This is a genomic window from uncultured Parabacteroides sp. (assembly GCF_905196875.1).
GTDB lineage: Bacteria > Bacteroidota > Bacteroidia > Bacteroidales > Tannerellaceae > Parabacteroides.
The window spans coordinates 32,336-46,072 of sequence record NZ_CAJJWO010000007.1 but is presented as its reverse complement, the minus strand read 5'-3'; the positions used below and the strand labels follow the sequence as shown (position 1 = coordinate 46,072).

Sequence of the window (13,737 nt, the reverse complement as noted above, 5' to 3'; positions counted from 1 at the left end):
ATTTGCTAATATGCCAATATGCCAATGTGCCAATTACTAAAAGCTACATTGATTTTTTGGCTGAATTAATAATGCTGTTAGTCAATCTCAATATATCGGAAAGATCATTTAATAACTTCTCTTCAAAAGGATAATTATCTGCCTGTTGGCATAATAGCAGCCAATATTTGGTATCTTCGGCCTCCTTGGCAGCTATTTTAAACTTATGGATGAAATCAGCACGACTTTCGCAATTTTGAGCTTCATTAATATTTGCTCCAATAGATGTACCGCTTTTTAATAATTGATGGGATATAACAAACTTCCTGTTTTGCTCCAATGTTTCGCAATAATTAATTATAGCAATAGCAAAAGCAAAACTTTTATCAAGAATAATATTCCCCGTATTAATTGGCATATTGGCACATTATCTATATTGGCACATTATTCAACGTTCTTAAGATCACCCAGCGGATAGAACGGGAACATATTCTCTTCCATCCATTTGTTTGATTTCTCGGGAGTCATCTTCCAGCCGGATGAACAGGTGGAAACGAATTCGACAACCGAAGTACCTTTGCCGGCCATCGAGTTTTCGAACGCTTTACGCAGCATCTTTTTTGCTTTCCGAACGGCGGCAGCGGTCTGTACGCTCTGGCGGGTAACCAGGCAAGTTCCTTCCAGTTGGGCCAGCAGATCGCCAATCTTCAGCGGATAACCGTTGAGGGCGATGTTACGACCGTATGGACAAGTAGCAGTAGGCATCCCTTCCAGTGTGGTAGGAGCCATCTGACCACCGGTCATACCGTAGATCGCGTTGTTGACGAATACGATCACGATGTTTTCGCCACGGTTGGCAGCATGGATCGTTTCGGCTGTACCGATAGCAGCCAGGTCACCGTCACCCTGATAAGTGAAAATCATCTTTTCCGGGTTCAAGCGTTTGATAGCCGATGCAATGGCAGGGGCACGTCCGTGAGCGGCTTCTATCCAGTCGATATCCAGATAGTTATATGCGAATACGGCACATCCCACCGGGGAGATACCGATCGTTTTTTCTTCCATTCCCATATCGGCGATCACTTCAGCGATCAGCTTGTGTATGACACCGTGGCTGCAACCGGGGCAGTAGTGCATGGGATTATCGTTCATCAATTCCGGCCTTGCATAGACCAGATTCTCCGGTTTAATTATTTCATTGAGTTCCATAAAAATAATTTTTCAATGTGGTAATATGCCAATGTGCCAATGAAAGTCCAATTCTTATAATTGGCATATTGGCATATTGTCTGATTGGCATATTATTTAATTAATAAATCTCAGTAGATATTGAACAAGTCTGAAGCAAATGGCAGCTCCACCGCAATACAAGAATACGTGACGGTCGGGAACAGCAAAATAGCAGATAATAGCTGCTGCCGCCAACACCATGAACAGGATTGTCAATATACTATCAGTTTTACTTCCGCGTATCATACGAATTAAAATAATTTCTCTTTCAACGCGTTCAGTACTTCATCCGGAGTGAACACGATACCACCCAAGCGGCCGAAGTGCTCTACCTTTACTTTCCCGTTAACAGCCAGGCGGATATCTTCCACCATCTGGCCTGCATTCAGTTCGACAGAAAGCATGCCCTTTACCTTATCGGCATAAGCGGCGATCGCTTTAGTCGGGAACGGCCACAAAGTGATCGGGCGCAGCAAACCGAGTTTGATACCCTCTTCGCGTGCAATTTCCACTACTTTCTGGCAGATACGTGCGGAAGAACCGAAAGCAACCAGCAGGTATTCCGCATCGTCGCAATGGAACTCTTCGTAACGTACTTCATTCTCTTCGATTTTACGATATTTAGCCTGGAAGCGGATATTGTTTTCTTCCATCTTCGCCGGATCGAGTTCTAGAGAAGTAATCACATTCGGCTTACGGTTTTTCAGTTTACCTTGTGCCGCCCATGGACATTCGGCGATAATCTCGGCTTCCGTCTTGCGGGGACGGAAAGGTGGCATAACCACTTTCTCCATCATCTGGCCGATGATACCGTCTGCCAGGATGATAGCCGGGTTGTTATATTTGAAAGCAAGGTCGAAGCCCAGCCCTACGAAATCAGCCATTTCCTGTACAGAGGAAGGAGCAAGCGTGATCAAACGATAATCGCCATGTCCACCACCTTTTACAGTCTGGAAGTAATCCGCCTGACTTGGCTGGATAGTACCCAAACCGGGACCTCCACGCATTACATTCACGATCAGACAAGGCAATTCAGCACCTGCGATATAGGAAATACCTTCCTGCTTCAAGCTGATACCGGGGCTGGAGGATGATGTCAGCACGCGTTTGCCTGTACCGGCACCGCCATACACCATATTGATTGCTGCAACTTCACTTTCGGCTTGCAGTACTACCATTCCGGTTGTTTCCCAGGGCATTTCAGCCATCAGGGTTTCCAGGATCTCCGACTGCGGAGTGATGGGGTAACCGAAGTATCCGTCGGCACCGTAGCGGATAGCTGCATGTGCGATGGCTTCATTCCCCTTCATTAATTTAATCTCTTCTGCCATATCTGTTTTATATTTTTACTTTGTAGATGGTTAAACAACCGTCCGGACAAACTAATCCGCAACTGGCGCAACCGATGCAAGCATCCGGGTTTTTCATGTACACATAATGGTACCCTTTGTTATTCACTTCACGCGGGTGTAATTCCAGTACATCGCTCGGGCAGGAAACAACACATAAGTTGCAACCTTTGCAGCGTTCCTGATTGACAACGACCGCTCCTTTTATCTTTGCCATAGTATAACTAATTATGTTTTATGTCGTGTAAGACCGACAAAGTTAAGAACTAATGTTATATAAACAAGGGGATGTTTTGTTTTTTAATAGATCATCCCTGATAATGATGACAGATAGCCAATGAATAGCAAAGGCGCAGTGTCAGTTTTCATCGGATGACAGCCCATAACGCTTCATTTTGTTAAACAATGTTTTCCGGCTGATATTAAGGGCTTCGGCCGTCAGTGTACGGTTGAAGTTATGCCTTTTCAGCGCTTCAATGATAAGCTCTTTCTCCATCTGGGCATTGATCTCCCGGATACTGTTTCCACCGGAACCGGTTACGGTCTGTGCCTCGGCCAGTTCGTAACCTTTTATCCGGTCGGGTAAATGTTCGGGACGGATTACGCCTCCCGTACAAAGTATCATGGAACTTTGTATGGCGTTTTCAAGATCGCGTACATTGCCGGGCCAGTCGTAAGAGGAGAGAAGCGCTATCGCTTCGGGACTGACGGATTGTACATCGAGGCTCAATGTCCGGTTGTATTTACGGATGAAGAAGTTGGTCAGCAGGGGAATGTCTTCTTTCCTTTCTCGGAGAGGCGGAAGAATGAGCGTAAACACATTCAGGCGATAGAGCAAGTCGAGACGGAAATGCCCGTTCTTCACTTCGTCATCCAGATTACGGTTGGTAGCCGCTACGATGCGGACATCTACCGGGATCGCTTTTTTACCGCCGATCCGGGTTATTTTTCGTTCTTCCAACACACGGAGCAGTTTGACTTGTGCATCCAGAGGCAGTTCTCCTACTTCATCCAGGAAAAGTGTACCGCCATCGGCCCGTTCGAAAGTTCCCGCTTTCGCTTCCTTGGCATCGGTAAAGGCGCCGCGTTCGTGTCCGAATAGTTCGCTTTCCATTAATGTCAGTGGGATGGCTCCGCAGTTGATGGCAACAAAAGGACCATTGCTGCGCAAGCTGTTATTATGTACGGCTCGGGCTATCAGCTCCTTTCCGGTGCCGCTTTCTCCATGTACCAGGACAGTCGCATTTGTTTCTGCTACCCGGCGGACTTGTGTCATTACCTGTTTCAGGCCGGTGTTCTCGCCGATAACGGAATTAAGCTTTTCGCCCAGCGTTTTCTTTAGGGTCGAGATTTCTCCTCTCATCCGGCTGTGTTCGATAGCACGACTAACGGTGAGTAACAGTTTATCGTTGTCGAAAGGTTTCTCGATGAAATCGTAAGCTCCTTTCTTTACGGCGTCGACTGCGAGGGAGATAGAACCGAAAGCCGTTACAAAAAGAACAGTCTGGTTGGGAGAGATACGTTTGATCTCTTCCAGAGCTTCAACTCCGGTCATAACAGGCATCTGCTGATCCAGCAAAACGACGTCAGGCTGGAAGGAGAGGAAAACCTCCACCGCTTCCCGGCCGTTTTCGGCAGGCTTCACTTCGTATCCCTCGTCTGTGAGCAGGCGGCTGATCATTTTGCGGATATGCGGTTCGTCGTCGGCTACAACTATTTTTGCTTTCATATGCGTTGCGGTAATTTTACATTCATACAAGTGCCTTTGCCAGGCGTGCTTTTTACTTCTATCTCGCCTTCATGGCGGTTGATGATCCCGTAGCAGATGGCAAGGCCGAGCCCTGTCCCTTCTTCTTTTGTCGTAAAGAACGGGTTGAACACATTCTCGATATCTTTCTGTTCGATCCCCTTGCCGGTATCTTCGAAGGAGAGGATGAGGTAGCGGGAATGGGTATTGATGGGAGCTCCTTTTTCTATACTTATTATTAATGTACGCGAACGTTCGGGAGGATTCTGGTTCATCGCTTCGACTGCGTTCAGGATGATGTTCAGAAAGACTTGCTTTAGCTGCTCCGCATCGGCCTGTATCGTCGTATTGTCGGTGAAGTATTCGAATTCAACCTCGATATTTTGTTTGCGTAATGTGTTTGTTACCAGCAGAAGCGTCTGGTTGATCAGTTGTTCGATGTTTACTTCCGAAGTGTCGAGGGCAGACGGACGGGCAAACGAGAGCAACCCTTGTACTATTTTATTGATACGTTCCACTTCAGAGATTAGTTCCGTCATCATTTCGTTTTTTACGGGATCGGAGCTGAAGTCTTTGCTGAGGTACTGGATAGTACTGCGGATAGCCGTCAGCGGATTCCGTATTTCATGCGCTGCACCGGCTGCCAGTTCTCCGAGGGTTGCCAGACGGTCGGTACGATACATTTTTTTCAGACGTTCCGTTTGTGCCTCATACAACGAAGCATGCTCGATAGCAAAGTTTGCCTGATTGATCAGGATGGAAAGAAGGTTCAGTTCCTGTTCGGAAAAGCGGGTTCCGTCATTCTTTTTTCCGATGAATATGGTTCCGTTCGTTTGATTCATTACCTTAAGGGGGAAGACCAGTTCGGCCCCCAGTTGTCGTAATGCTTCTTTTTCCTCTTTGGGGAAATAGTTTATGATGTCCGGATAATCGGATACGAGCAAATGCTTTTCGTTGACCGACAGCCAGTTTATCAGACGGCTCCGGCTGGTGAGGACGACAGGTTTGTTCTTCGCCTCATTCTGCTGTTTGTATTTCCCCGTATTTTCATCCAGCAGAAAGATATAAATGCTTTCTACGGGGCATATCTGCTTTACTTTGGCAACGATGTTGCCGATAAGCAAAGGTTTGTCGACGATCAATGCCAGCGACCGGTTAAACTCCGAGAGCAATTGCTCCAGTTTCGGCTGCGCGGGTTGTTCCTTCTTTTTAAATAGTGGCATGTTGTTTCTTATCTTTGCACAAAAGTATAAAAAACAGATGAATTTGCCGGACGGTTACCTATAATAATGATTTACGTCCGGCAATGAGGATATGCTTCAGAAGCAACGATAGGCGGGTTTGTCGCCCATCTCGAGAATAAGTTCTCCACCGGCGGCAATTGCAGCAAAGGGTATCCGGGGTTGTTTTAATTCTTTACCGTTGAGGTAAGCCTTCTGTATATAGATATTTTCTTTCGAATTGTTACGTGCCTCTATCGTGAAGGTTTTACCTTTGTAGTAATCCGGGTCCAGATGAATGGTTATTTTGTTGAATAGCGGGCTGGTCAGTTCCAGTTCCGGCCGGAGGGAAGCACCTCCGTTCATTTCGAACAGGCCCAACGCACTCATGACATACCAGCCACCCATCTGTCCTTCGTCTTCGTCGCCTTCCCAGCCATGATAGGGAGTCGAGCCGTAGAAGCTATCCAGGATAGCGCGCGACCATTTCTGTGCAAGCCACGGTTTACCCGAGTAGTTGAACAGGAACGGAGTACACATGTTTACCTCATTCCCCTGGTTGATATAGAACTCGGCAGACTGTCCAGCCGTACGGTCGAAGACATGGGCAGCGAACTTATGTTTTTCCGACTTGATGAAACCTTCTTCCAGACGGCTGTTGAAGAGCTCTTTACCCAGGAAGTCGACCAGCCCCGGGATATCGTGCGGTACATACCAGGAATATTGCCAACTGTTTCCTTCGATAAACCCTTTGTTGGAAAAGACATCGAACTCCTTATCCCAGTTACCGAGACTATCCCTGCGCATGACAAATTTCTTTTCCGGATGGAATACATTCTTATAATTCATCGAACGCGCCAGTAATGCCTTTCCTTCTTTTTTCTTTCCGAGAGCCAGGGCCAGCTGAGAGACACACCAGTCGTCGTAAGCATAATCGAGTGTTTTGGATACGACGCTCATTTCCATCGGCATATACCCATACTTGATATAAACGTCCAGTAAAGGATTTCCGCAATTACCGCCGCAAGGATGATCGATCCCCGTTTCCGTTACATTCTTTGATATGGCTTTGTAAATAGCTTCCCCGTCTTTGCGTATCCCTTTCTGGTAGGCGGTCACCATCAAAGCGGTTTCGTGCGATCCTTCCATGATACCCGAATATTCGAGTCCGGCCGGTCCTTTGCTCGTCCATCCCGTATGTTTGAACATTTCCAGTTGTGTGGTCACCCAATCGTCTACGATGCGGGGAGAGATGATCGACCAGAGGCCGTTCAGATTCCAGAAACTGTTCCAGAACGCATCGCCGCCGTACATATTACCATGCTCCAGTTGCTGCACGTTTTCGCAGGCATCCCGGTATTGACCGTTCACGTCGTTCCAGGTCTGTTTCCCGGCATAGGCCCGGTAGAGGTTGGTGTAGAACTTGGTTTTATCCACTTCGTTCTCTCCTTCAATCTCGATCTTGCCGAGCAGTTCGTTCCATTTGTTGCGGGTTTGGGCCACTACGCGGTCGAAGTCGTATTGCAGGGGAGCCAGTTCGGTTTCCATATTTAACCGTGCCTGCTCGATACTGACCAACGATAATCCGGTGGAGACCGTGATGCTTTCTCCTTCACCAGTCGTATAGAGGGCATAAACACCGATATCGTTTTTGCCGGCGATGGATTGTATATCTTCTACCTCTTTCCCTTCATTCCATCCGTTCAACCGGGAGAACGGTTTGCTGAAGCGGATGATGAAATGCAGCTTATAATTATTCCAGCTACTCCACGAACCCGACTGGCAATCGGCATATCCTTCCAGCTCCGTAGAACTTACTTTGGTGATACAGGCATCCTTTACGCTGAATCCGTAATCCCATTCGGTGGGAAACAGGAGGTCGATCAGTATTCTCGACTCCTTTCTTTCGGGAAAAGTATACCGATGAATGCCACACCGAGTAGTAGCCGACAGTTCGGCCTTCACTTCATGATCATATAGGTAGACGGAATAATATCCCGGGGAGGCTTTCTCTGTTTCTTTCAGTATGCGGGAGTGATATCCGGCATTAGCACCTTTATACGGGGAGTCGACCGACGGATTCGATAGGGCCAGGTCAGCCGTTGTAGGCATAACCATCAGCCCGCCCATCGTCCAGGCATGCAGATGGCTGAAGCCGGAAACGCTGTTGATAGCGTATTCGTATCCGCCCATCCAGACATTTCCCTGATTATCGGGGCCGAGTTGCACCATACCGAACGGTTCCTGGGCATACGGCCCCAACATCCAACGGGAATTGGAAGTGCCGATAAACATATCTACATAATCCACAGGCTCTTTTGTTTTCGCCGAAGCCACTGTGGTCAGAAGTGAGAAAGATAAAAACGCGTAACGCGCTACTTGTCTTATATTCATGGTATTGCTTATTTACTTACGACTGGCAAAGATATAGGTTTTCTCCTTTCTGATTTATCATTATCTGCCGAATCGGTTGTATTATTTTCCGATAGATACCCGGATGGGTAAAGAATTACCCAATTTGGGTAAAGGAGTGGGCTTTTACCCATGAGTAAAAAGTTACCCATTTCTGCAAGAGACGTATAATCAATCTATTGCGATTTTGGCACGCCATTTGCCTTACTAGGGATGGATAAAGGAACAAATAACAATCATTGGGTAATGTATTACCCGGAAAGACTTAATTTAATATAATATGAAAAGAAATTTGTTAGTATCTCTATTGATAGGATTCGCTTTGGCGGGGCATGCAGAGACGGAGAACTTCCGGACGATCACCTACGACGAGGCTATTCATATCGCCCTGGGTGAAAGCTATACGGTGAAGTATTATAAGGAAGACATGGACGCTACCCGCTATTCTTACTTGTACACAAAGGCACAATTCAAACCCTTACTAAACTTCGATCTTTTTACCCCCTCGTGGGCGGAAGGAATGACCGAGATTTCGCAAGCCGACGGTTTGCCGGTTTATAACTCTATCGGTTCGCTGCAAGTAGGAGGGAACCTGAACTTCACGTACGTACTGCCTACCGGAGGTAACTTTGCCCTTTCCTCCAAAATGTATTGGGAAAACTACCGTACCACACTTTCACAACAGGATTATGAAGAATTGGAACGCGATCAGGTGTACAGCCGTTTCGCCCTCTCTTTCAACCAGCCTATCTTCACCGCAAATAAACTGAAGGAGAATATGAAGGTGGCCGAACTGGACTTCAGGAAGAGTACCTGTTATTTTACCCGTGTCCAGATGAATATTGTATATAATGTAACGGAAGCTTTTTACAACGTATACAAACTGGCTTACGAACATAAGATCAACCAGGACCGTCTGAGCAACTCCCGCGAAGCCTACCGTATCACCAAACTGAAGCAGGAAACAGGCAATCTTCCCGAAGGGGAAATACTGATTGCCGAAATCACCGTCGCACAGGACGAGGCTCGCGTGATGGAAAGCGAAGGTAAGCTTTCTGCCGCCAAAGACCAGTTCAAATTGCTGATCGGCCTTGACCTGAAAGAAGAGATCGACCTGAAAGCGGATATGGAGTTTGAAGCTTTTATCGTAGATATGCAACAAGCCATCGACGAAGCCCTGCGAAACCGTATGGAGATACAGGAAAATAATCTCGATATAGAACTGCAGGCCATCGAAGTGAAACGCGCCAAACGCGAACGGGAGTTCAAAGGAAACATCTCCGCCTATTATGATTTCACAGGACTAAGTACAAGAGGAGAAGGTACGGTAGGCCAGCTGGTCGGCTCTTCCTTCGATAATATGCGCGACCGCCCTTCGAACCGCGGTATCGCCTTGACCGTCTCTTACCCGTTGTTGGACTGGGGACGCGCCAAGAATCAGGTACGTCGCGAGCAAGTCCGCCTGAAACAACGCGAATTGAATCTCGATAACACCAAAAGAACCATCGAACAGGAAATCCGCGAGATCGTACGTAGCGTGTATGAAGCCGAGAAGCGTTACCGCATCAACCGCCGCAATCAGGAAGTGGCCATACAGAGTTACCGGATCAGCCAGATGCGTTTCGAGAACGGAGATATGACGAGCCAGGAGCTTTCTATCGAGCAGGAACGTCTCTCGCAGGTTCAACTAGCTTATATCGACAGCTATATCACTTACCGGTTATCTGTAGCCGATCTGAACCGCAAGACGATGTATGACTTCGAACATAACCGCAGTTTCTTGCCCGAAGACGTGGAACTAGCCGGGAAGTAGGCAACAACTAATTCTCGGATAGTGACTTATTAGTTCAAAGTATACGAGAAAGTATACTTTTTAGCATGCATGAATTTAATTTTGAGCTAGCTCGAAATTGATTTTTAGCAAGCCCGAAATTAATTTTGAGCATGCTCAAAAGCAAAAAAATAGATGAGGAAAATAGTAGTTACAGGGCACTTTCGAGTTAGAAGTTCCCTATCGGAAAGATAAATATATTAAATGTATAAGACAATGATTAAACAAATGATTCAAAAGCTGTCGGTATTGCTGGCAATTCTGGTAATGTCGTTCGGTGTCCGGGCACAGGGAGACAGCGAAGCCGCCCTGTTACTCGATCTCAAGAAGACGCGTGCCGATTATGAGGTTGCCAAGCAGAAGTATCAGAACGATACGAAGTTGTATAATGAAAAAGCCATCTCTGCCAACGATTTCAACCGCTCGAAGAACGAGTTGCTGAGCAAGGAGGTCGATTATCAGAAGCTGATCCTGAAACTGATCTCTCAGCAGAGTTACATCACGGTCGAACGTGCCGTGAAATATCAGGACCAGCGGGGGGAACGTAAGGTAAAGATCACCCTGAAGAGTGCACTCGAAGGGAACGAGGAGTACCTGAGCCAGTTTCAGGAGCATTTCGACGTTTTCACCCCCGAAATGCGCTCCGGTAAAATATATAATATATATGTATCGTTAGTAGATAACGAGTCGAAGACGATAATCGGTTCGCCGTATGAGTTCCGTGTCCCGTTCATTGAGTTGGGAAAGGATGCAACGGCCGATTTCGAGTTGCTGAAGGATGCCGAGAATCTGACCGTATCGTTGAACTATAATAATCGGAAGGACGAGAAAAATATTTATCTGAAGAAGGATGCGAGCGTGAATGTGATCGATATCTCCTCCATGCAGTTCAGTCAGGAGGCCGACCTGAGCAGCAAGGCGACTTACGACCTGACACTCGAACGTTTCTCCACTTCCGACGATGTCTACCGCCTTGAAGTAGTGGACCTGCCGCGCCAGATCAGTTACGACTTTACGGATGGCGAAAGTAAGGTTACCCAGATCAAATTTGCACAAGGAGTAAACATAAAGAAGTTATCTTTGCAGGTTTATCTCCCGGATCGCGACGATCAGCAGGTAGTGATCGACAAGCCGATAAAATTCCAGGTACAGACAGTCGGTGCGGCTAATGGCGAAAAGGCCGGAAGTGAAAACCTGGAGATCATTCCCCGCGGAAAAGGAAAGATCGAAGTACGTGCCAACAACCTTTATCATGAGACAACGGTCGGAAAAGAGGTAGCCATGGACGTAACCGTACGTAACGGTGGAACCCGTCGTCTTGACAACATCAAACTGACCACAGAGAAGCCGCTCGGTTGGGATACCCGCATCGAACCGGACATAATCAGTAGCCTGGAACCGGAAAAGGAACTGACCGTGAAGGTAACCATCATCCCGCCGTCAGACGGTGGAGTAGGTGCCCAGGAGGTAAAGATCAAGACCGAAGCAATGGCCGACAACCGCAAGGTGGATACCGAAGACAAGACCGTCCGCATTCAGGTAAATGCTTCCACTTCTATCTTCGGTACCATTTTCCTGATCTTCTTGCTGGTAGGCTTCATCGGGGGTATCGTCTGGTTCGGAATGAAATTGAGTAAAAGATAAATAGAATAATAACAATTAAAATAAAACACTATGTTACAAGCGATCGACTTAACAAAAAGATATGAGGATGGTAATCTGGCCCTCGATTCATTGAATCTGGAAATCAAACCGGGAGAAATATTCTTTCTCCTGGGCGCTAACGGGGCAGGGAAGACCACCTCGATCAATATCTTCCTCAACTTCATAGAACCCACTTCCGGCCATGCCCTGATAGACGGTATCGACGTGATGGAGAATCCGTTGGAGACAAAGAAGCACGTAGCCTTCGTTTCTGAAAACGTCATGCTCTACGGTAACTTCACCGCCCGTCAGAACCTCGACTTCTTTGCCCGTCTGGGCGGGAAGACGAACCTGACGAAAGACGAATACTACAACGTCATGCGTCGCGTCGGCCTGCAGGAAGAGGCTTTCGAGCGCAAACTGAAAACCTTTTCCAAAGGTATGCGCCAGAAGGTAGGTCTTGCCATCGCTATCATCAAAGATGCTGACAATATCGTGATGGACGAGCCGACCACCGGCCTCGATCCCAAGAGCGCAGCCGAACTGATGCAGATATTGATCAACCTCCGCAATGCCGGCAAGAGTATCCTGATGTGTACCCACGACCTCTTCCGTGCCAAAGCCGTAGCCGATCGGGTCGGTATCATGAAGGAAGGTCGCCTGGTAATGCTTCGCAGCCGCGAAGAGTTCCTGCAGGACGATCTCGAACGTATCTATCTGGATTATATGCAGGAAGCTATTTTGGAATAAGAGTATAAACCATTAATAAGAAAGAATATGATTTGGTTAATAGCAAAGAAAGATTTCCTGCTCAACTTATTGTCGGTCAGGTTTATTATAGGGTTTGTGCTCTGCCTGCTGGTGATACCGTTTACGGTAATCGTCAGCGTGGATAATTATCAGAACCAGGTACGGGTGTATAAGATCGAGCAGGCGCAGGCGGATAAGGAGATGACGGAAAGCCGGGTGTGGTCGGCTGTACGTCCCACTGTTATACAAGTGCCGGAACCGTTGAGTATCTTTAGTACAGGTATTATCAGTAATATCGGAAATAAGGTGAAGATCGCTTTCTGGGAGTATCCGTTGTTTCCTGAAGGACACACAATTACCCGCGACAATCCGTTGTTGAATGCCTTCTTCTCGATCGACTTTTCCAAAGTAATTGCGATCCTTATCTCTTTACTGGCACTCGTTTTTTCTTACGATGCCATCACCCGCGAACGGGAAGACGGAACGATGAAGCTGACTTTTACCGGGCAGGTAAGTCGTATCTCTTTCCTGATGGGGAAGTTGTTGGGGCTGTTACTTACCTTGCTGCCTATTCTGTTGTTCTGCTACTTGCTGGCTTGCCTCATTATTGTGGTTAATCCGGAGATATCCTTCTCGGCTTCCGATTGGAGCGGACTGGTGTTGCTTTTCCTTACTTCTGTTATTTATATGCTGGTATTCCTTTTACTGGGAATGTTCATATCCAGTAGGGTGACGCATTCGTCGTCATCCATTATCATCAGCCTGCTGTGTTGGATCTGGTTCCTTTTCCTGATGCCTAACATCGCCACTTATCTGTCGCAGAGTATTTCGAAAGCTCCTTTGTACGATAATGTACAGGCAGCCATGCTGGATTATGATGATTCATTTTATAAAGAACAATACGAGGTGGCATGGCCGCGTATCGCCCAAAGCATCAATATGCATGGCATGAGTTATAACAATTGTACTCGTAGCGGCCACGAGTATCTTGAATTGGCCGGAGGGCCGCAGCTAACTCCTCTGTTCCATCAGCAGTTGCAGATCTGGGCTACTCCTGTTATGCTGAATAATGCGGATAAGAAATGGGCTTTGCAACATAATTATCTGGATGGACTGGTCCGGCAGCAACATTTGCAACAGGTTATTGCCTGGCTGTCGCCTTCCGAACTGTTTGCCCAAACCACCGATGTTTTATGTCATACCGATGCGAATAGTTTCTTGAAATATATGGAAAGTATTCGTAATTACCGGGAGAGCGTTATTACCTATTTTAAGGATCGTAAATTGTTTGAATCTATTGCTTACTTTACCGGACAGGCATTGGAAGAGTTTCCCACTCAGGCAGAGTTGGATTTGGGGGGCGAAGCTGTCTGGAAAAGATATGGCAGGAGTAATAGTGAGTTTCCGTATCTGGATACGAGCACGGTTCCCCGTTATATTCCTCAGCCGGTAACACTTTCGGGGGCTTTGGGAGAAGCGCTGGGCCGTTTATGTGCTTTGTTGGGATTGGCAATTGTACTGTTGATCGGAACAATCGCGTCGTTTATGAAATATGATGTCAGATAATAAATAATA

General features: G+C 47.0%; 12 protein-coding genes. 4 read left to right on the top strand and 8 right to left on the bottom strand.

Annotation, left to right across the window (positions count from 1 at the left end; translation table 11 throughout):
* Window positions 1–43 precede the first annotated feature (43 nt).
* The 8 genes from QZ076_RS04265 to QZ076_RS04230 all read right to left on the bottom strand — a co-directional run bounded on the left by QZ076_RS04265 (window position 44) and on the right by QZ076_RS04230 (window position 7,919).
* The gene (locus tag QZ076_RS04265) at window positions 44–397 is read right to left on the bottom strand and encodes a four helix bundle protein (protein WP_293710602.1); all 354 of its coding nucleotides are present in this window, start codon (window positions 395–397) and stop codon (window positions 44–46) included.
* Between the two features lie 26 nt (window positions 398–423).
* On the bottom strand, window positions 424–1,188 hold the full coding sequence (locus QZ076_RS04260) for a thiamine pyrophosphate-dependent enzyme (protein ID WP_293710600.1): 765 nt from the start codon (window positions 1,186–1,188) through the stop codon (window positions 424–426).
* A gap of 96 nt (window positions 1,189–1,284) precedes the next feature.
* A complete protein-coding gene (locus QZ076_RS04255) occupies window positions 1,285–1,455 on the bottom strand; it encodes a hypothetical protein (protein WP_293710598.1) in 171 nt (56 codons plus the stop codon).
* A 5-nt stretch (window positions 1,456–1,460) separates the two neighbouring features.
* Complete coding sequence (locus tag QZ076_RS04250; protein ID WP_293710596.1) at window positions 1,461–2,540, bottom strand: 3-methyl-2-oxobutanoate dehydrogenase subunit VorB; 1,080 nt, start codon at window positions 2,538–2,540, stop codon at window positions 1,461–1,463.
* A gap of 7 nt (window positions 2,541–2,547) precedes the next feature.
* On the bottom strand, window positions 2,548–2,775 hold the full coding sequence (locus QZ076_RS04245) for a 4Fe-4S binding protein (protein ID WP_046148958.1): 228 nt from the start codon (window positions 2,773–2,775) through the stop codon (window positions 2,548–2,550).
* Window positions 2,776–2,916: 141 nt separating this feature from the next.
* Window positions 2,917–4,287 (bottom strand): sigma-54 dependent transcriptional regulator, encoded by a 1,371-nt coding sequence (locus tag QZ076_RS04240; RefSeq protein WP_293710595.1) that lies wholly within the window; start codon window positions 4,285–4,287, stop codon window positions 2,917–2,919.
* Window positions 4,284–5,528, bottom strand: coding sequence for a GAF domain-containing sensor histidine kinase (locus QZ076_RS04235; RefSeq protein ID WP_293710594.1), 1,245 nt, complete (start codon window positions 5,526–5,528; stop codon window positions 4,284–4,286). The genes QZ076_RS04240 and QZ076_RS04235 overlap by 4 nt, the downstream gene beginning before the upstream one ends.
* Before the next feature lie 96 nt (window positions 5,529–5,624).
* Window positions 5,625–7,919, bottom strand: a complete 2,295-nt coding sequence (locus tag QZ076_RS04230; RefSeq protein ID WP_293710593.1) for a GH92 family glycosyl hydrolase — start codon at window positions 7,917–7,919, stop codon at window positions 5,625–5,627.
* A gap of 298 nt (window positions 7,920–8,217) precedes the next feature.
* Between QZ076_RS04230 and QZ076_RS04225 the strand changes: the two genes are divergently transcribed.
* The 4 genes from QZ076_RS04225 to QZ076_RS04210 all read left to right on the top strand — a co-directional run bounded on the left by QZ076_RS04225 (window position 8,218) and on the right by QZ076_RS04210 (window position 13,728).
* Complete coding sequence (locus QZ076_RS04225) at window positions 8,218–9,750, top strand: TolC family protein (protein ID WP_293710592.1); 1,533 nt, start codon at window positions 8,218–8,220, stop codon at window positions 9,748–9,750.
* 234 nt (window positions 9,751–9,984) lie between these two features.
* The gene (locus QZ076_RS04220; protein ID WP_293710591.1) at window positions 9,985–11,412 is read left to right on the top strand and encodes an NEW3 domain-containing protein; all 1,428 of its coding nucleotides are present in this window, start codon (window positions 9,985–9,987) and stop codon (window positions 11,410–11,412) included.
* A 30-nt stretch (window positions 11,413–11,442) separates the two neighbouring features.
* Window positions 11,443–12,162: an ABC transporter ATP-binding protein gene (locus QZ076_RS04215; protein ID WP_293710590.1), complete on the top strand. Its 720-nt coding sequence runs from the start codon at window positions 11,443–11,445 to the stop codon at window positions 12,160–12,162.
* A 27-nt stretch (window positions 12,163–12,189) separates the two neighbouring features.
* Window positions 12,190–13,728: an ABC transporter permease subunit gene (locus QZ076_RS04210; protein ID WP_293710589.1), complete on the top strand. Its 1,539-nt coding sequence runs from the start codon at window positions 12,190–12,192 to the stop codon at window positions 13,726–13,728.
* Window positions 13,729–13,737 lie beyond the last annotated feature (9 nt).